At 72.6% G+C, this 19,496-nt stretch carries 10 protein-coding genes; all 10 read right to left on the minus strand.

Annotated elements, in window-relative coordinates:
* A partial coding sequence (locus ACFYZQ_RS14225; RefSeq protein ID WP_389146279.1) for an amino acid adenylation domain-containing protein occupies positions 1–10,445 on the minus strand: 10,445 nt, incomplete at its 3' end.
* On the minus strand, positions 10,445–11,572 hold the full coding sequence (sbnA, locus tag ACFYZQ_RS14230) for a 2,3-diaminopropionate biosynthesis protein SbnA (protein WP_389146282.1): 1,128 nt from the start codon (positions 11,570–11,572) through the stop codon (positions 10,445–10,447). The genes sbnA and ACFYZQ_RS14225, both read right to left, overlap by 1 nt.
* 29 nt (positions 11,573–11,601) lie before the next feature.
* Complete coding sequence (sbnB, locus tag ACFYZQ_RS14235; RefSeq protein ID WP_389146284.1) at positions 11,602–12,651, minus strand: 2,3-diaminopropionate biosynthesis protein SbnB; 1,050 nt, start codon at positions 12,649–12,651, stop codon at positions 11,602–11,604.
* Positions 12,652–12,763: 112 nt separating this feature from the next.
* Positions 12,764–13,939, minus strand: a complete 1,176-nt coding sequence (locus ACFYZQ_RS14240) for an acyl-CoA dehydrogenase family protein (RefSeq protein WP_389146287.1) — start codon at positions 13,937–13,939, stop codon at positions 12,764–12,766.
* On the minus strand, positions 13,936–14,682 hold the full coding sequence (locus ACFYZQ_RS14245; protein WP_389146290.1) for a hypothetical protein: 747 nt from the start codon (positions 14,680–14,682) through the stop codon (positions 13,936–13,938). The genes ACFYZQ_RS14240 and ACFYZQ_RS14245 overlap by 4 nt, the downstream gene beginning before the upstream one ends.
* Entirely contained in the window at positions 14,679–15,551 is an 873-nt protein-coding gene (locus tag ACFYZQ_RS14250; RefSeq protein WP_389146292.1) for a hypothetical protein, read from the minus strand. Before ACFYZQ_RS14250 ends, ACFYZQ_RS14245 begins: the two co-directional genes overlap by 4 nt.
* A 2-nt stretch (positions 15,552–15,553) precedes the next feature.
* Positions 15,554–15,823: an acyl carrier protein gene (locus ACFYZQ_RS14255; protein WP_389146295.1), complete on the minus strand. Its 270-nt coding sequence runs from the start codon at positions 15,821–15,823 to the stop codon at positions 15,554–15,556.
* A gap of 30 nt (positions 15,824–15,853) precedes the next feature.
* Positions 15,854–17,152 (minus strand): diaminopimelate decarboxylase, encoded by a 1,299-nt coding sequence (lysA, locus tag ACFYZQ_RS14260; protein ID WP_389146298.1) that lies wholly within the window; start codon positions 17,150–17,152, stop codon positions 15,854–15,856.
* Positions 17,149–18,534, minus strand: a complete 1,386-nt coding sequence (locus ACFYZQ_RS14265) for an ATP-grasp domain-containing protein (RefSeq protein ID WP_389146301.1) — start codon at positions 18,532–18,534, stop codon at positions 17,149–17,151. The genes lysA and ACFYZQ_RS14265 overlap by 4 nt, the downstream gene beginning before the upstream one ends.
* Before the next feature lie 17 nt (positions 18,535–18,551).
* Positions 18,552–19,481: a 3-oxoacyl-[acyl-carrier-protein] synthase III C-terminal domain-containing protein gene (locus ACFYZQ_RS14270; RefSeq protein WP_389146303.1), complete on the minus strand. Its 930-nt coding sequence runs from the start codon at positions 19,479–19,481 to the stop codon at positions 18,552–18,554.
* Positions 19,482–19,496 lie beyond the last annotated feature (15 nt).

The following is a 19,496-nucleotide window of genomic DNA, read 5'->3' on the forward strand; positions in this document are numbered from 1 at the left end:
GTGCGGGCGACCACGACCGCCCGTTGTACCGAGGGGTGTGCCAGCAGGGCTGCTTCCACCTCGCCCGGTTCCACCCGGAAGCCGCGTACCTTCACCTGTTCGTCGGCGCGGCCCAGGAACACCAGCCGGCCGTCCGGGGTCCATCGCACGACGTCACCGGTGCGGTACATGCGTGCTCCGGCCGGTCCGAAGGGGCTGGCCACGAAGCGTGCTGCGGTCAGCCCGGGCCGGTCCACGTAGCCGCGGGCCACTCCCGCTCCCGACAGGTACAGTTCGCCCGCGACGCCCACCGGCACCGGACGCAACCCCCCGTCCAGCACGAACACACCCGTGTTCCAGATCGGACGACCGATGAGCGTGGCCGTGCCGAGGGTGACGTCGTGGTCGTCGCCGTGGGTCGCGACCGCGCCGACCTCCGAGGCGCCGTAGAAGTTGACGAGCCGTGCGGAGGGCAGGCACTCCCGGAACCGGGCGAGGGTGGCGGCGGGGAGCTGCTCCCCGCTGCAGATCCACACCGAGCAACCGGACATGCGGGGCAGTTCGCCGCTGTCGATGAAGGCTTGCAGCAGGCTGGGTACGACGGTGAGCCGCGCGATGCCGTGCCGGACCACGGCGTCCGCGAGTCCGGGGACGCTGCGGGCCGTGTCGGCGTCGACCAGGACCGTCGATCCGCCGGACAGCAGCGGGCCCAGCAGTTCGGTGATGCCGTCGATGACGCTGACCGGCGACTTGGCGAGGACGGCCGCCGTGCGCTGCTCCGGGAACTCCTCCGCGAACCAGGTGAGCCGGTTCACCAGCGCCCGGTGCAGTCCGGTGACGCCCTTGGGCCGGCCTGTGGAGCCGGAGGTGTAGATGACGAAGGCGGGGTGCTCCGGCAGCAGCCGGGCGCCGCGCTCCGCATCGGTGACCCCGGCGTCGGACAGTTGCGCCCAGGGCCGTCCGTCCCCGGTGTCGTCCAGCAGCAGCCGGGGCACGCCCGTGCCGGGCACGGCCCCGGCGGTCGCGGTGTCGGTCACCAGGAGCGCCGGCTGGGCGTCGCCGAGCATGAGCGCGATGCGCTCCGCCGGATAGGCCAGGTCGACGGGGAGGTAGGCGGCGCCGGACTTGAGCACCGCCAGCAGGGCCACCACCATCTGCTCGGAGCGCGGCAGCGCCAGCGCCACCAGCCGCTCCGGGCCCACGCCCAGCCCGATCAGATACCGTGCCAGCCGGTTGGCCCGCGCGTTCACCTCCCGGTACGTCAGCTCCGTGTCACCGCAGACCACCGCGACCGCCTCCGGCGTCCGCGCGACCTGCGCCTCGAAGAGGGCCGGCACGTCGGTCAGGGGGTCACCACCCGAGGCGCCGCTCCACTCGACGAGGATGCGGTGGCGTTCGTCGTCGGACAGCACCTCGATCCGGCCCACCGGCACGTCGGGATCGTCCGCCACCTGCTCCAGCAGCCGCACCAGGCGCCCGGCGACCGAGGCCGCCGTCGACTCCTCGAACACGTCCGCGCTGAACTCCAGGAACCCCTCGAGACCGCCGGGAGCGCCGTCCTCGGCGTGCTGCTCGACGGCGAAGAAGTTCAGGTCGAACTTCACCGAATCGACCGCGGGTGGCTCGAACACCGCCTGCACACCGGGGAGTTGGAGCTGAGCCTGCTCGTTGTTCTGCAGTACGAGCATGACCTGGAACAGGGGATTGCGGCCCATCGAACGCACCGGGTCCAGGACCTCGACCAGCCGCTCGAACGGCATGTCCTGATGGGCGTACGCCGCCAGGGCAGTCTCTCGGGTGCGGTCGAGGAGTTCGCGGAAGGACGGGTCGCCCGACACGTCGGTCCGCAGCACCAGGGTGTTCATGAAGCAGCCCACCAGCTCGTCCAGGGCGTCGTCCAGCCTGCCCGCCACCGGGGAGCCGATCGGGACGTCCTCTCCGGCGCCCAACCGCGACAGCAGCGCGGCCAGGGCGGCCTGCAGCACCATGAACACCGAGGCACCCGACTCCCGTGCCAGCCGCACCAGGGCCCCGTGCGCCCGTGCGCCCAGCCGGAAGGGAACCGTCCCGCCGCGATGGGACATCACCGCCGGCCGCGACCGGTCGAACGGCAGCGCCAGCTCCTCCGGCAGTCCCGCCAGCCGCTCGCGCCAGAACTCGAGCTGACGTGCCACCACGCTGGCTCCATCCGTCTCGTCGCCCAGCAACTCCCGCTGCCACACCGCGAAATCGGCGTATTGCACCGGCAACGCCGCCCATCGCGGCGCATCACCCGCACACCGCGCCGCGTACGCCCGCGACACGTCACGGACGAGGGGTGCGACCGACCAGCCGTCCCAGGCGATGTGGTGCACGACGAGCTGGAGGAGGTGTTGCTGCGGTGCGGTGCGGTACAGGTACGCGCGGACGGGGATCTCGGCGGTCAGATCGAAGCCACGCCCGGCCTGCGCGGCCGACGCGGACGCCACCTCTTCGGCGGCGACCTCCCGCACGTCCAGGCCGCGCCACACCTCACCCGCGTCCAGCACCACCTGCCGCGGCTCCCCGTCCACGTCCGGGAACACCGTCCGCAGACTCTCGTGCCGCCCCACCACATCCGCCAGCGCCGCGTCCAGCGCCGCCACGTCCAGCTCACCCGACAACCGCACCGCGAAGGAAACGTTGTAGGCGGCGGAGCCCTGCTCGAGCCGGTTGAGGAACCACAGCCGGGTCTGGGTGAAGGACAGCGGCAGGTGCCCGGAGGCGCCGTCGCGCGGGGCCCTGCGCAGTGCGGGGCGCACGGTGTCACCGGTGCCGAGGTGTGCGGCGACACCGGCCACGGTGCGCTCCTCGAACAGAGCACGGATCGGCAGTTCGGCAAGGAGCGCCGACCGGGCGCGGCTCACCACCCTGGTGGCGAGCAGGGAGTGGCCGCCCAGCTCGAAGAAGTCGTCGTCGACGCCGACCTCGGGCATCTGGAGGACGTCGGCGAAGATGCCGCAGAGGATCTCCTCGACCGGGGTGCGGGGGGCCCGGCCGCGGCGTGTGCGGGCCTCCTCCGGGTCGGGCAGCGCCCTGCGGTCCAGCTTCCCCTGCGGGGTGAGGGGGAGTTCGTCGAGGCTCACGATCACGGCGGGCACCATGTACTCGGGCAGCGCCCGGGCGACGCGCTCCCGGAGCACCGTCCCATCCGCTCCACCGGGCGTCACAGGTACGACATAGGCGACCAGGCGGTCTTCCCGGCCGGGTGCGCCGTGTACGACTGCGGCCGCCTGACGCACCTCCGGCTGGGCGACGAGTTCGGACTCGATCTCACCGAGTTCGATACGGAAGCCGCGCAGCTGTACCTGGTCGTCGGCCCGGCCGGCGTAGTGCAGCTGTCCGTCGGGGTGCCAGCAGGCCAGGTCGCCCGTGCGGTACATGCGGGCACCCGTGGGCCCGTACGGGTCGGCCACGAACCGTTTCGCGGTCAGTCCGGGCCGGTGCAGATAGCCGCGGGCGAGGTTGCCGCCGACGTAGAGTTCGCCGACCACGCCGGGCGGTGCCGGGCGCAGGGCGTCGTCCAGGACGTAGACGCGGTGGGCCGCGGTGGGCCGGCCGATGGGCGGGTGTCCGGTGCCGTGCAGCGGGTCGCTGACCGTGGAGGCGAGCACGGCCTCGGTGGGCCCGTAGCCGTTGAACATCCTCACCTGGCCCGACCAACGCTCCACGACGTGCGGCGGGCAGGCCTCGCCGGCGACGACCAGGGTGAGGTCGTCGGGCAGCCGGGTGCCCTCGGGCAGGGCGCCGACGACGACCGGCGGGAGCCCGGCGAGGTTGACCCGCTGCCGGTGCAGCAGGTCGACCAGCGGCCTGCCCGGAACCCGGCACTCCTCGTCGGCCACGACCAGGGTGCCGCCGGCGAGCAGGGAGAGGCTCAGCTCCCACACCGACGCGTCGAAGCTGAACGAGGCGAACTTCAGGACGCGGGTACCGGAGTCGGCACCGAACTTCTTGATGAGACTGGCCACCATGGCGGCGAAGCCCGCGTGGTCGACCATGACGCCCTTGGGCCGCCCGGTCGAGCCGGAGGTGTAGATGACGTAGGCGGGGTGCCGGGGCCGCAGCGCCCTGGGCCGGTCGGTGTCCTCGGGTGCGTGACCGGGCAGGCCGGCGAGTGCCCCGGCGGTCCCGGGCTCGTCGAGGACCACGACGTCGCAACCGCCCCCGGGCAGCCGCGCCGCCAGCTCCTCGGTGGTCACCAGGGTCGAGGGAGCGCTGTCGGAGAGCATGAAGGCGATGCGGTCGGCCGGATACTTCGGGTCGATCGGCAGGTAGGCGGCACCCGCCTTGAGCACGGCGAGCACGGCCGCCGTCATCTCCACCGGGTCCGGCAGGGCCAGGGCGACGATCCGCTCCGGTCCCGCGCCGCGGGCCAGCAGCAGGCGGGCCAGCCGGTTGGCCCGGTCGTCCAGCTCGCCGTAAGTCACCTCGGTGTCCCCCGACACGACGGCCACGGCCTGCGGATCCTCGGCCACCCGTGCCTGGAACAGGGCGGGGACGACGGTCCCCGGGGCGTCCGAGGCACGGCCGCCCCACTCGCGCACGACGCGGTCCTGTGCGGCGGATGCGTGCAGGGCCAGCCGTCCGACGGGCGTCCGGGGCCGGGCGAGCAGGGTCCGTATGACGTCCGCCAGGTGGTCGAGTGTCTCCTCGACGGCGTGGCGCTCGTGAGCGCTGGGACGGTACTGGACGTTCACCGTCAGCCGGCGGCCCGGGTACACCAGGACCGCGAGACCGCGCTCGGCGGCCAGCCGGGTGGTGCCGTTGCCCAGACGCAGGTGGGGGACGAGCGCGTTGAGCTCGGCCAGGTCGGCCCGGGGCTGGTTCTGGAAGCTGAACACGGTATCGAACAGGTCACCGAGGCCCGCGAGTTGCTGTACCTCGGACAGCCCGAGGTGGTGGTGTTCCAGCAGGTCGTTCTGCTGGGCGTAGAGGCGCTGCACCAGGTCGGCGAACGGCTCGGCCGGGTCGAGTTCCGCACGCACCGGCAGCATGTTCAGGAAGAGCCCCACCATGCCCTCGACGCCGGGGAGTTCCGGTGGCCGGGCCGAGCTCACCGCGCCGAACACGACGTCGGAACGTCCGGTACGGCGGCCGAGGACGACCGCCCAGCATGCCTGGAGCACCGTGTTCAGGGTGACGTTCTGCCCGCGGGCCCAGGACGTGAGCTGCGCGGTCAGGTCCTCTGGCAGCTCGTACGAGATCGACTCGGGGAGCAGGGAGGCGCCGGGCCGTTCCACGGTGGACAGGCGGGTGGGCTCGGTGACCCCGTCCAGCGCGGTGCGCCAGGCGGTGCGGGCCGCCTCCGTGTCCTGGACCGCGAGCCAGGCGAAGTAGTCGCGGTAGGACGGCGCGGGCGGCAGCACGGAGGCGTCGGCGCCGGCCGCGTAGAGGGTGAACAGTTCGCGGGCCAGGACGCCCATCGACCAGCCGTCCGCCACGAGGTGGTGCAGGGTCCACAGCAGCCGTACCCGCTCCCCGGGGAGCCGGATCGCGGTGAAGCGCAGGAGCGGAGCGGTCGTCAGGTCGAAGCCGCGCTCCCAGTCGGCGTCGGTCAGCCGGGCCGTCTCGGCCTCCCGCTCGGCCTCGTCGGCCGGCCCGGTGAGGTCGACTTCGGTCCACGGCGTGCCGACGTGGCCCGCCACGGCCTGCACGGGCTCCTCCTCCGGCGGCGCCTCGGGGAAGCACACACGCAACCCCGGGTGCCGGGCCAGCAACGCGTCGGCCGCGGCGCGGAACGTGACGGCGTCGAACGGGCCCTCGACGTCGAGGACGACCTGCAGCAGATAGGTGTCCGTGCCGTGCCGGTCGAGTTCGGCCTGGACGAGCAGGCCCTTCTGCAGCGGGGACAGGGGCAGCACTTCGTCGCGGGGCCCGCGCTCCTCGGCGTGCCGGACAAGGGTCTCCAGCGCGCGGAACCAGGTGCGCGCGATGTCCTCGGCGTCGGCGTCCGCGAACAGGTCCGCCGCCCAGATCCAGTCCGCGACCAGGTACGGACCGTCCGCGCGGTCCTCGGTGACCGGGGTGACGGCGAGGACGTGCCGCAGCGGCATACGGGGGTGGACGCCGGTGCCGACGACGGCGTCCTCGGTCACCAGTGACCAGTCGCCGCTCGGGGCGTCGGTCCGGAAGCGTCCGAGGTAGTTGAAGCCGATCTCGGGCACACCTCGGCGGGCGAGCGCCGAGAGCGTCTGCGGGTTGAGGTGGCGCAGCAGGCCGAAGCCGAGGCCGTGGTCGGGCAGCACGCGCAACCGCCGCTGCACCTCGCGGACCGCGGTGCCGACACTGTCGCCACCGGCCCAGAGATCGTCCCAGTCCACCGTTTCGCCGAGCCCGAGCAGCACGGGGTAGACGCTGGTGAACCAGCCGACCGTGCGGGAGATGTCGACGTCGTCGGCGAACTGCTCCCGGCCGTGACCCTCCATTTCGACCAGGGTCGTGGGCGTGTCGTCCCCGACGCGGCGGCGACGCCAGTCGGCGACCGCGATGCCGAGGGCGGTGAGCATCAGGTCGTTGATCTCACCGTCGTAGACACCGCGGACGCAGGACAGCAGGGCGGCCGTGGTGTCGGTGTCCAGTTCCAGGCGCAGCCGGTGCGCGGTGCCGTAGACGTCGCGGAGCGGGTCCAGCGCGCGGTCGCCGAGGGGCGGTGTGCCGCCGCTGAGCTGTTCGGACCACAGCGGGAACTCGGCCACCCGGTCAGCGGTGCGGGCCTGTTCGCCCAGCAGCTTCGTCCACTCGCGGTAGGAGGTGGGGACTGGGGCGGGGGCGTCGCCCGCGACGGCGGCGGCGAGGTCGGAGACGAGGACACGCCAGGAAACGCCGTCCACGCACAGATGGTGGGTGAGCCACACCAGGCGACCGGTCCGGCCCGGTCCGGCGTCCAGCAGGACCAGCTGGGTCACGGAGCCGGTGTCCGGGGAGAGCCGGCCACGGGCGAGGCCGGTCTGCTCGCGGACGGCGGCGGCCGTGGCCTCCGGGTCGTCGGCGAGATGGGAGACGTCGACGCGGTGCACCACGTCGGCGGCGCGTACCGCCCCCGGCGGCAGCGCCTCCAGTGACCACAGTCCCTCGGCGGGCACCGTGAGCCGCGTGCGCAGCGCGGCGTGCCGGTCGAGAAGGGCGTCGACCGCGCCGCGCAGGGCGTCGAGGCTCAGGCCGGCGGGGGTGACGAGGACGACGTACTGGCTGTACTCCCGGGAGCGTTCGTCAAGAGCGGCCAGGTCCTCGCGCAACTGGTGGGCGATGGGGCCGAGTTCGATCTCGCCGGTGCCGTCCTGGCCGACGACCGGACGGGCGGGCCCGTCGGCCGGAGCGGCGGCGGCGATGGCCCGCGGGGTGCCGTGCTTGCGGATCAGCAGCGGGGTGACGGCCAGGCCGGCCTTGCGGGCGTGGCCGACCACCTGGATGGCGGTGATGCTGTCACCGCCCAGTTCGAAGAAGTTGTCGTCGACACCGGCGCCGGGCACGCCGAGGATCTCCGCGAAGACGGCGCACAGGATCTCCTCGCCCCGGGACCGCGGCGCGCCGGGCGACTGCGCGGGGACCCCGCGGCCGGTGTGCGGCAGCGGCAGCGCCTTGCGGTCGACCTTGCCGTGCGCGGTGAGCGGGAGCGACTCCAGGAGCATCAGGTGCGCCGGCACCATGTACTCCGGGAGCGTCGCCGCCAGGTGCGCGCGGACCTGGGCGGCGTCGGGGCCGGTGCCCTCGCGTGGGACGCAGTAGCCCGTGAGATGTCTGCCGCCGGAGGTGTCGGCGGTCACCGTGACCACGGCGTCGGCCACACCCTGGTGGCGGCGCAGGGCGTGCTCGATCTCGCCGAGCTCGATGCGGTGGCCGCGGATCTTCACCTGGTGGTCCCTGCGCTCCAGGAAAACCAGTTCACCGCTCTCGTTCCAGCGCACGCGGTCGCCGGTGCGGTACATCCGGGAGCCCGCACCACCGAACGGATCGGCGACGAAGGTGCCCGCCGTGCGGGCCGGATCGGCGAGGTAGCCCCGGCCGACGCCGGTGCCCGCGACGTACAGTTCGCCCGGTGTGCCGTGCGGCACGGGTCGCAGGTCGTCGCCGAGCACGTACAGGCGGGTGTTGCGCACGGGGGTGCCGATCGGGACGGGCCCGTCGGCGGCCGGGGTGTGGCGGATGTGCGCGTGGGTCACGTCGTCGGAGCACTCGGTGGGCCCGTAGGCGTTGACGAGGGGGGTTGCCGGGCAGCGGGCGAGCCAGCGCCGGCACAGGTCGGCGGGCAGGGCCTCACCGGTCACGATCAGCCTGCGCAGGGCGGGCAGATCCACGTCGCTGCCGGCGAGGTCCCAGGCGTCGAGTGCCGCGCGCAGCAGGGACGGGACGACCTCCAGCACGGTCACGTCCTCGGCCGCGGCCAGCGGGAACAGCAGGCCGGGATCGGCGGCGGTGTCCCGGCCGACGACACGCACCCGGCCGCCGACGACGAGCGGGGCGAGCATCTGCCAGACGGAGATGTCGAAGGTGACGGGGGCGTTCTGCACGAGCGTGTCCCGCTCGGTCAGCGCCAGGTCGTCGACCTTGGCGAGCAGGTGGTTCACCATGCCCGCCCGGTGCACCATGGCGCCCTTGGGGCGGCCCGTGGAGCCGGAGGTGAAGATCACGTAGGCCAGGTCCTGCGGAGCGCCGACGAGCGGCGCCAGCCCGTCAGCCGGGTCCTCGCCGCTCTCGGGAGTCACGATCCGCACGGGGTGAGCGGTGGCCGCGGCGGCCTCCTCCGCCAGGGCCCGGTGCGGAGCGTCGGCGATCAGGCAGCCTATGCCGTTGTCGGTGAGCAGGGCGGCGGTCCTGGCGACGGGGGCGTTGGGGTCCAGCGGCACGTAGGCGGCGCCGGCGCCGATGACGGCGAGTACCGAGGCCACGAACCCGGCGCCGGGAGCGGCGAGTACACCGACGAGACCGGTGGCGGGGACGGAACGGGAGAGCGCCGAGGCACGGCCCACGAGGGATGCGTACGTGGTACGGGCGCCGTCCTCCGCGACGGCCACCGCGTCGGGACGCCGGACGGCCTGCTCACGGATCCGCTCGACGACGCACGTGAAGTCCGCAGTGCGCTCGGGGCCGGTGGCGGTGCGCAGCCAAGCCGCGTCCTCCTCCCGGGTGCCGTCCCCGGGCACGTCCAGGCCGCCGACGCGCTGCTCGCCGCCGGCCGCGGCGAACCGCTCGACGAACGCGGTGAGCCGGGCGAGGTGCTGTTCGGTCTCGGCCTCCGTGTAACGGTCCGGGTTGCCGTTGAGGTGGATCTCGATGCCACCGCCGGGAGCCTCTACGAGGGTGACCATCACGTCGTCGACGAGTCCGGTGGACAGGTTGTGCACCTGCGCCGTGCACGGGCCGAGGTCCAGTCCGGTCTGCTGGGGCAGCAGGTTGACGAACGGTCCGAACGGACGGCGGTCGTCGCTGCGCAGGCCCATGTCGCGGCGGATGGCGCTGACCCGGTGGCGCTGGTGCCGCAGGGCCTGCGCGAGTTCACGGGAGGTGAGCCGCAGCAGCTCCGCCTTGGTCAGGGTGGGCCGCACGGGCACCCGCAGGGGCAGGTAGTTGGCCATCATGCCGGGCACGGCCCGCTGCCGGGCGCTCAACCGGGCGGTGGCCGGCAGGGTGAGCAGGACCTCCTCGGTGCCCGCCGTCCGCTGGGTGTACACGGCGACGGCGGCCATGGCCACGGTGGGCCAGGTGACCTCCGACCGGCGCGCGCTCTCCCGCAGCTGCCGCGCGGCCCGCGCGGACAGGACGGCGGAGCGGCGCAGGAACCCGCTGGGCAGGCCGGCCGTGGGCTCCCGACGGGACAGGGTGACCGGTTCCGGCTGCTCGGGGAAGCGGTGCTGCCAGAACTCGGCGTCGCGCCGGGCGCGTCCGGACTCGCGGTAGGCCGTCTCGGCGTCGACCAGTTCACTCAGCGGCGGCAGCGCCCCGTCGGCGGCGGTGCCGTCCGGGCCCGCCGCGTACAGTTCGGCGAGCCGGCGCCACAGGACGGTCTGACTGAAGCCGTCACACAGCAGGTGGTGCACGCACAGGTAGAAGAAGGCGCGGTCCGGGGCGACGGTGAGCAGCGCGCTGCGCATCAGCGGGAAGTCGTCGAGCCCGAGAGGGACGGCGAGGTCCTCACGCATCCACGTGAGGGCGGCGGCGGCGGGGTCCGCCGCGGCCCGCACGTCGATCTCGGCCAGTGGCGGCTCGGCGAGCGGCTCGATGTACTGGTGCGGCTCGCCGTCGCTGTCGGTGAAGCGGGCCCGCAGGCACTCGGCCTCGTCGACGAGGCGGCCCAGCGCGGTCCGGAAGCGCTTCGCGTCGAGCGGGCCACGGATGTCGAGGTACCCGGCGGAGTTGTGGGCGTTGCTCCGGCCCACGTCCCTCACGTCGAGCCAGATCTCCAACTGGCCCGCGGTCAGCGCCAGTGCGGCGCCCGGCGTCGAAGTCATCACAGGCTCCCAGAGGAGGTCGGGCCGACCGTGGCGGGATCGGCGGGGGTGTCCGGGGTCGGGTCGGGGTGGGGGAGGGCCGGTGCGCCGCGGTCCGGGACGGGGCCGCCGTGGCCGAGCGGCTCGGAGACGGGCGCGGCGGAGCCGGTCGTGGCGGGGGCGGTCGTGGCGTTGGCGAGTACGCCGGCGCCGTAGACGTCCTGCACCCACGCGTCGTCGTAGACGGTGTCCAGATAGCGCTCACCGAGGTCCGGCGCGATGGCGACCGCGGTCAGGTCACCGCCGGGACGGTTCTCGCGCAGCCAGCGGACGGCGCCGCTGAGCACCGTCCCGGTCGAACCGCCGAGCAGGAAGCCCTCGCGCAGCAGAGCCCGGCAGGCGCGGACGGTGTCGGTCTCGGGCACGATCACGACGTCGTCGACGAAGGAGTCGTCCAGCAGGGCCGGCCGGACGCTGGTGCCGAGGCCGGGGATGAAGCGGGGGGCCGGCTCGCCACCGAAGTTGACCGAACCGACGGCGTCGATGGCGACTATGGTCACCGACGGGTTGTTCTCATGGAAGAAACGGGCGCATCCCATCAGCGTCCCGGTGGTGCCCGCCCCGACGAAGAGCACGTCGAGGTCGGGGAAGGCCTTGGCGATCTGCGGCCCGGTCGTCTGGTAGTGCGCGGTCCAGTTGCCGTCGTTTGCGTACTGGTTCAGCCAGTGGAAGTCGTCGTGCTCCGCGCACAGCCGGTTCACCAGCTCCAGGCGCGCACCGAGCAGTCCCCGCTGCGGATGGGGGCGGGAGACGATCCGGACCTCGGCGCCCAGCCGCTGCATCAGCCGTCGGGAGGCCTGCGTACAGCGTGAGTCGGTGACGCAGACGAAGCCGTAGCCCCGGCTGACGGCGACGAGGCTGAGGGCCACGCCCAGGTTTCCGGACGAGCTCTCGACGATGGTCATGCCCGGGCGCAGCACTCCGGTGCGCTCAGCGGAATCCACCATCTCGTTCGCGGCCCGCAGTTTGACCGAGCCCGCGAAATTGAATCCCTCACATTTCAGATACAGCGGATGCCCGGTGATCCGCCGGACGTCGACGAAAAGGTCGTCGACGTCGAACTCCTGCGGCGTCGTGATGACTGGCATGCGTCTACTCCCGCCCGATCCCCAGGTGCTCAGTCGGCTGTGGTCTGCCGCTGTCCGTAGCGGTCCAGTTCGTGGAAGAAACCGTCGACGACGCGGAGTTCGCCGGCGTCGTGGATCAGATCGTGGACGTACTTGGCGACCGCGAGGTCCAGGACGCCGAGTCCGAAGGGGGAGAAGACCAGGGGCACCGAGGGGTCGGGGCGTAACGTCCCGGTCATGACGTCGTACAGGGTGCCGGTGATGAATTGCCGGCCGCCCGAGTGCTGTTCGGCGAGGTGGACCGAGGTGTCGGCCTTCAGGCAGTGCTCGATGTCGTCGACGATGTTGGCCGACCGCAGGATGATCTCGGGGGAGAGGTCGCGCAGCGATATGTGCAGGACGAGCGGCCGGTGTGCGAACAACTCGGGATCGGTGACGTGCGGCCGGCCGGCGACGGTGGCGAAGAGCACGAGGTCACAGGAGCGCAGCAGGTCCTCGGGGTCGTCGTGGACGGTGATGGGAGCCGTCTCGCCGGATCGCTCCAGGCAGGAGCGGAATTCGTGCGCGTACTCGGCCCGCAGGTCGTGGACGCCCACCTCGTCGAAATCCCAGCCCGTGGCGGCCAGGAAGGTGTGGAGATAGCGGGCGATGAGACCCGTCCCCACGATGCCGAGCCGGCGCGGACGGGGCCGGTCGCGCGACAGCCAGTCCGCGGCGAGCGCGGCGGACGCGGCCGTCCTGACCGCGCTGATGATCGACCCCTCCATGCAGGCGAACGGATAACCCGTCGCGGGGTCGTTCAGCAGGAGCGCGGCGGAGGCGCGTGGCAGTCCGGACCGGATGTTGGCCGGGAAACTGGATATCCACTTGATGCCGTCCACACCGATGTCCCCGCCGCAGGAGGCGGGCAGCGCGATGATGCGCGCGTCGGGCCGGTCGGGAAAGCGCAGGAAATAGGAGGGCGGATTGACGGTCCGTCCCGTGCCGTGGAGCCGGTAGGCGTCCTCGACGATCTCCACGACCTGTTTCTCGCGGCCGGATAGGGCGGCATGGACCTGCGCGCCGGGGATCACTGCGAAAGCCGGAGACGGCTTCACCATGAATGTCCACCTCTTCAGACAATGACGTGCTCGGATCGACCGAGAACGATGAGTTCATGTTTCCGCCGTGTCCTGACGGCGGGCTGATCCGCCGCTGACGCACCCGCGCGTTTCAGCGCGCGGCGACGGGCGGCCGGGTGCGCTCGACCTTTCCGCCGAGCAGTCCCTGGAAAAGGTTGAGCTTCTGCATGTTGGCGGTGCCTTCGAGGAATTCCATCGCTCGGGCATCGCGGGCGAGCTTGTCCAGCAGCGGATGGTCCAGGCGTGCGCCCGGCCCGAAGAACGCGCAGGCCGCCATGGTGGCCTCCTCGGCCAGGCGGGCGGTCCGCAGCTTGGCGGCCGAGGCCAGGTGGCCGTCGGTGCCGCGGGCGTCGACGGCGGCGGCGGCGTGGTGCACCAGGTGCCGTGCCGCGTCGACGCGGCGGCCCAGGTCGGCGAGTTTCTCGCGCTCCGCCGTGCGCAGCGTACGGCGATGAGTGGTGACGTACTCGACGGCGGCGCGGGCGATGCCGACCGCGATGGCGGCGACGCCGGGGCGCAGCATGTTGAAGGTCTGGACGAACGCCCACACACCGCGCCGGGTCGAGGGAAGGTGCCGGCCGAGGAAGCGCTCCTGCGGCACCGGTACGCAGTCCATCTCGATGGAGCTGATCCGGGCCCCGCGCAGTCCGATCATGTCGAGCGGCTCGGCGCGGAACCCGGGCACGGCGGTGTCGACCAGCACGGCGGTGATGCCGAGCGGACCCGGCCCGCTGCGGGCGAACACCACGCCGAGCTGGGCGCGCGAGGCGTTGCCGACGTAGCGTTTCTCCCCGCTCAGCAGGGCGCCGTCCGCGGTCGGCGTGAGGGTGCTGCGCAGCGCCGCGGCGTCCGAGCCGCCGTCCGGCTCCGTCAGGGCGAAGCAGGTCCACAGCGGCTCGCTGAGCATACGGCCGTAGAACCACCGTTTCTGCTGCTCGTCCGCGAAGAGGCCGACGGCGACTCCGGCGAGGAGCGGGCCGGGAGCGGCGACCAGGGTGCCGACGTCGGCGCAGGCCAACTCCTCCATGACGATGGCGCGTTCCAGGGCCGATACGCCGTGGAAGCGGTACCCGTCGATCTTCTCGGGCTCGTGGCCGTACTCGGCGGGGATGCCCATCGTCGCGAGGTGGCGTACGGCGGGCAGGCCGAAGTGGTGGCGCACGGCTTCCGGGTCGCGGTCGATCTCCAGGGCGAGCGGACGCAGGTCCGCGCCCCACTCGCGCATCTGGCCCCGCAGGGCCGCCAGGCGGGGGTCCACGTGGCTCACGTTCCCTCCTCGTGCGCCGCGTGGGCCTCGGCCAGCAGCTCCGAGACGTAGGCGGTCATGCCGGGGCTGTCGGTGAGGTAGCCCGAGGCGCCCAGCAGCCGGACCTGTTCGCGATCGGCCGCGGTGATCCGCCGTTGCAGGTGGTGCAGCATCGGCAGGTCGAGGTCGGCGGACGCGGCCCCGGTCACGACGGCACGGATCTCCAGTTGTTCGACCAGGACGTCGGCGACCGTTCCCTTCACCAACTGCTGTTGCAGCAGGGTCGCGTCACCGGAACGCCGACGCGCGAGACGGCCGACGCATGCCGCGCGCAACGCCTCCGAGAGCCCTAGGCGCAGCCACACCAGCCCCAGGGCGAGGACGGCGCGTTCCTCCTGGTCGGCGTCGGCGTCGGCGGCCTCGGGTGGCGGGACCCGCAGCATCACGACCGGGCCGCCCGGCAGGTCGGCCTCGGCCAGTGGCGTCTCCAGGTGGGGCCTGCGGGGGTGGCGCACCCCGTCGGTCCAGACCGCCCCGGCCCGCGCGTAGGTCGATGCGGCGACGACGGCGTGCCCGCCCGGGCCGCACGGCAGCAGGCCCGGTAGGACGGCGGAGGAGAGCACGTCCAGTGCCGGGGCGAGGCCCTCGTGCCGGGCCGCACGGTGACAGCGTTCCATCAGCTCCGCGCCGCCGGGTGGACTGACGCCGCCGTGCGTCCTGGCGCCGCCGTACGGGGGCGCGGCGTCCCGCGTGGGCACGGTCATACCGTTCTCCGGTCCAGGAGGCACACGCTGAGTTCGCCGGTCTGCGGATCGTGGTCCACGAGGGCGAGGCGGTCGTCGTCGTGCGGCATCCGCCGTGCCTCGCCGGCCAGCACGGACAGCGCGCCCGACGCCGGCAGTCCGGCCGGTGCCCGCACCAGGCGCCCGGTGTGCCCGGGAAGGTCGCGGGCGGCGTCGACGGCGGGGCCGAGGACGACCGGGGCCGCCGGGCCGCAGCCGAGGTCGTCCAGCAGGTCCCGGACCAGGTCCCGCACGTCCTGCGACGCCACGCCGGACGTGCGGCGCAACGACAGTTCCCCGGCCGCTCCGTCGGCGGTGAGCAGCAGGGCGGCTCCCGCGTCGCCGGCGAGGTATTGCCCGGTCTCGTACGGCAGGGTCGCCTGGTCGAGGACGAACACTGCGGCGGAGCGGTACCCGTGGCGCCGGACGTACCGGCCGGCCAGCTCCAGGGCGACGAAGGGCGCGGCTGAACCGCAGTCCGCGACGGTGAACACCCGCGGCCGGCCGGGGATGACCTCGGACAGGCAGGTGACCGCGGCGAGCCGGCAGTCGAGGTCGGGGGTGGCGTGGGCGACCACGGCGAGGTCGATCTCCGTGGGCTCAGGGGCCAGGTCGGCCAGCAGGGCCGCGGCCATGCCGGCGAACGTGTTCCCCGAGCCCCGTTCCGCGACGTCGGGGCGGTGCACGACACCGTACAGGGCGGTCAGGTCGGCGAAGTGCCGCCGGGAGAACGGATCGTCGATCCGCGCCGTCCCCTCGGGGAACGTGCGGTGTGTGGCCCCGGCCAGCCGCAGCGGGAGCACGCCGGAGTGACTCGCCCCGGCGTGGGCCTGGGCGGACTGCACGGTCATCCTCAGGCACCCATTTCCGAGGCGATGAAATCGGCCAGGGAGCGCACGCTCGCGAAGTGCGCCATTTCCAGTGAGTCCGTGTCGAACTCGATGTCCAGCGACTCCTCCAGCCGCATCAGCATCTCGAAGACACCCGTCGAGTCGAGTCCGAGCTCGTCGAAGAGCCGGGAGTCCTCGGTCAGCTCCGGCAGGTCGTAGTCGAGGACGTCGCCGAGGGCCGCGGAGATCTCGGTGACGATCCGGTCGCGGGCGGTGGCGGTCAGTCCGGTCATGGTCGGCGGTCCTTCCAGTGGTGTTCCAGGTCAGTTGGAGGCGGTGGCTCGCGCGGTCAGTACGGCTTCCGGCAGCCGCTGCTTGCTCAGCAGGTCGTCGGGGCGGTCGCGCTCACGGATGAGATGTGCGCGGCCGTCGACCACGAGCACTTCGGCGGGATACCCGTGGCTGAGGAAGTGCACGGGGGAGGCGGTGGGTCCGTAGGCGCCCGAGCGGTCCACCCCGAGCAGGTCGCCCGGGCGGACCGGAGGCAGTTCTGCCTTCTTCGCCAGCGTGTCGTTCGGGGTGCACAGCGGCCCGGTGACGTTCCAGTGCTCCGTGCCGGTCGCCTCGGCGGAGCCGCTGAGCAGGCGCATCGGGAAGTTCCGCTTCACGAAGGAGCCGATCCCGACCGCCGCCATGTGGTGGTGGGTGCCGCCGTCGGTGACGGCGAAGCGCTCCCCGAGCGAGGTCTTCACGTACCGGACACGCACCACATAGGTGCCGGCCTCGGCGGTGAGGTACCTGCCGAGTTCCATCACCAGCCGGGTGTGCGGATGCCGGTCGGCGAAGCCGGCCACGACCGGGTTGAGCCCCGACGCCAGCAGGGACAGGTCGAGGTCGCGCTCGCCGTCGAAGTAGGCGACCCCGAGCCCGCCGCCGATGTCCACGAGTTCCAGTTCGAAGCCGAGCGCGGTCGACAGGCGTTCCGCGAGCTCGAAGATGCGCGCGGAGTTGTCGACGACGGACCGCTCGCTGAGGATACGGGTGCCCATGTAGACCTGTACGCCGATCAGCCGGACGTGCGGGAAACGCTGGGCGAGACGGGTGTCGGCCAGCAACTGGGCCTCGTCGATGCCGAACTGGCGCGGTTTGCCGCCCATGGTGAGGCCCGAGCCCTTCACCGAGAACGCCGGGTTGACGCGCAGGACGACGCGCGCACGCCGTCCGCGTTCCCGGGCCAGCTCGTCGATCGATGCGAGCTCCTGGAACGACTCGCACACGACGGCGGCCACGTCCTCGTCCAGACAGGCGGCCAGTTCCTCGCGGCTCTTGCCCGGCCCGAGGAAGAGGATGTCCTCGGGGGCGACCCCGGCCCGGCGCGCGGTGAGCAACTCGGTCAGGGAGGAGACCTCGGCGCGTGCGCCGTGAGCGTGCAGCAAGGCGCAGATGGCGATGTTGGGGTTGGCCTTGAGCGAGAAGAAGATCTCCAGCCGGGGGTCGAAGGCCTCGCGCAGCTCGCGCATGCGGCCCTCCAGCGCGTCCCCGTCGTACAGGTACATCGGGGTGCCGTACGTCTGCGCGAGCTCGACGAGGGGGATCCCCTGGACGTCGGGTTCCGTGGTCATGCCGCCTTGTCCTTTCGTGTCGCGAGCCGAGCGGTGATCTCCGCGTCGAGCGCGTCGATCCCGGCGTCCGAGTCCGCCACGGCGACCCCGTACAGACGGCCGTCGACGGTGCCCGCGGCCGGCTCCCCGCCGTCGGGGAAGGCCGCGTTGACCGTGGCGTAGTTGTTGACCAGGAGGCCGGTGCCGCGGGAGGTGTCGAACAGGAGCCCGTCGAGCAGGCGCCGGGTCTCCTCGAACGGCAGGGGCGAGGTGAGCCGCAGCGGGTAGTGGCGGGCGACGGCGATCCGGCCGGCCGTGACGAACCGCTCCTGCAAGCCGACCTGGTAGGTCGACATGTTGTTGCGGGCGTTGATCTCCACGACCGGGTACAGCTCACCCGCAGGGTCGACCATGGCGTCCACGCCGACCACGCCGAAGAAGCCGTCGGCGGCCAGGCGCTTGCCGAGCCGGTCGGCGGCGTCGCGTACGACGTGCTGCTGCGCGGCCGACAGGCGGGCGGGCATCCGGTGCCCTTTGTGGACACCGCCCTCGGTGAGCTGTTCCTTGACGAAGTCGAAATGCACGCTCCCATCGCGGGAGACCGTGAACTGGTAGTTCAGGTCGGCCTGTTTCGCCACCCACTCCTCGACGACGAACGCGACGGCCTCGTTGCCGGACCGTTCCGCCTGCTTGCGCAGCATGCCGAGGATCCGGTCGGAGCGACGCCGGCTCTCCAGCACGGCGATGCCCTTGCCGGAGACGCCGAACGCCTCCTTCACCACGTGGCGTGCGCCGGTGTCGTCCGTGGCGGCGGCGAAGGCGTCCGCGAGTTGGGTGAGCGTCTCGCACGCCCAGCCCCTGGGCTGGCGCAACCCGAGCTCGTCGGCGACCCGCCGGCTGTAGACCTTGCTGTTGACCGCCTTGCACGTCACCGGGTCCGGTCCCGCGAGCGGCAGTCCGGTCGCCGCCGCCAGCCGCTGTTCGTGCTGGGAGATGCCGTGCGCGGTGATGCGGCAGCCGTCGGCGGCCAGGCCGGAGAGGGCCTTGATGAGCGCCGGGTCGTCGAGGGCGTCCTCGGTCACCGTCCGCTGGGGGTCCTGGTGGCCGGCCACGTGGATCCTGGGCAGCTCCACCCCGAGGCCGTCGAGGAAGGCCAGGTAGTCGTCGTCCGGCCGGGTCTTGAGCACCACGTGGTCGGATCCGCCGCCCATGAGCAGGGCGAACTCGTCCATGTGGTTGACCACGGCGTTGGCCGTCGCGGCCGACAGCCGAGGCAGTGTGTGTTCGCCGCGTGCCCATTGCTGCTCCACCTCGAAGTTGCCGAGGAACAGCAGGGGGGTGTCCGGCGAGCCGGTGAGTGCCGTCGCGAGCCGCGCGCGGAAGCCGGGGCGGTTGCCGCTCATGTGTCGTCCTCTCGGTGTCAGTGTTGGAGCACCGTCGCGGCGAACGACTGGCCCAGTCCCGCGGAGGTCATCAGATAGGTGTCTCCGGGCCCGAGCAGGCCGAGTTCGCGTGCGGACTGGTAGTTGACGAAGGGGTCGGCACAGAAGCAGTGTCCGGTCTTCGCGATGTTGTCCAGAAAGATGCGCTCCCGGGGGATGCCCAGGTGGCTCGCCGCGACGGTCCACGAGACGCGGTTGACGTTGTGCGGCAGTACGAGGTCGAGGTCGGCGATGCCGAGTCCGGCGGCGTCGAGCGCGCCGTGGATGACCTCGGACATGACGTCCTGGTAGATGCGCTTGGCCTCCCTGGCCCCCTCGGGGTCCAGGTCGATCACGCCGTCGTCGCGGCCGATGATGCGGGCCTCGTAGCCGAGCACCCGGTCCCGGGGGCCGTTCGCGCTGACGAGCAGGGCTGTCATGCCCTCGCCCATGATGGAGACGTCCTCGACCCACTGGGAGAACGGGGTGAACGTCTTGTCGCCGGCCAGCACCAGCGCGAGCGCGTCGGGGTCGGGGTCGGCGTCCAGCAGGGTGCCGGCCACGTCGAGGGCGAGCAGTCCGGTGGCGCAGCCGTGGTCGGCCACGGAGAACGCGGTCGCGTGGCGCAGGCCGAGCGCCTCGCGCACCTGCTGGAGGGGGCTGACGGGATACGGCGCTGTGGTGCGCAGCCCCTTGGCGCGCACCACGTAGCGCACACGGTCTTCCTGACCCGCGAGGGCCTCCAGCTTCCCGGCCGCCGCCAGCAGCAGCTCGGCCTCGGACTGGTCGGGCGCCTGGCAGATCCGCTCCAGGCCGTAGAGCCTGGTGAACCTGCGCACCTGCTGGTCCGTCAGTCCCAGCGGTTGGCGCAGCTCTTCGACGGAAATGGTGGGTGGCAGGTAACTCGACACCGCTTCTAGCGAGGTCATGCGCCGGGCCTCCTT

Origin of the sequence: Streptomyces sp. NPDC001843 (assembly GCF_042891955.1) — a bacterium.
Lineage (GTDB): Bacteria > Actinomycetota > Actinomycetes > Streptomycetales > Streptomycetaceae > Streptomyces.

Coding starts and splice junctions, on each gene's coding strand:
- ACFYZQ_RS14270 (WP_389146303.1), bottom strand. CDS start 19,481: ATGACCTCGCTAGAAGCGGTGTCGAGTTACCTGCCACCCACCATTTCC.
- ACFYZQ_RS14245 (WP_389146290.1), bottom strand. CDS start 14,682: ATGACCGTGCCCACGCGGGACGCCGCGCCCCCGTACGGCGGCGCCAGG.
- ACFYZQ_RS14250 (WP_389146292.1), bottom strand. CDS start 15,551: ATGACCGTGCAGTCCGCCCAGGCCCACGCCGGGGCGAGTCACTCCGGC.
- ACFYZQ_RS14265 (WP_389146301.1), bottom strand. CDS start 18,534: ATGAGCGGCAACCGCCCCGGCTTCCGCGCGCGGCTCGCGACGGCACTC.
- ACFYZQ_RS14255 (WP_389146295.1), bottom strand. CDS start 15,823: ATGACCGGACTGACCGCCACCGCCCGCGACCGGATCGTCACCGAGATC.
- lysA (WP_389146298.1), bottom strand. CDS start 17,152: ATGACCACGGAACCCGACGTCCAGGGGATCCCCCTCGTCGAGCTCGCG.
- sbnB (WP_389146284.1), bottom strand. CDS start 12,651: ATGGTGAAGCCGTCTCCGGCTTTCGCAGTGATCCCCGGCGCGCAGGTC.
- sbnA (WP_389146282.1), bottom strand. CDS start 11,572: ATGCCAGTCATCACGACGCCGCAGGAGTTCGACGTCGACGACCTTTTC.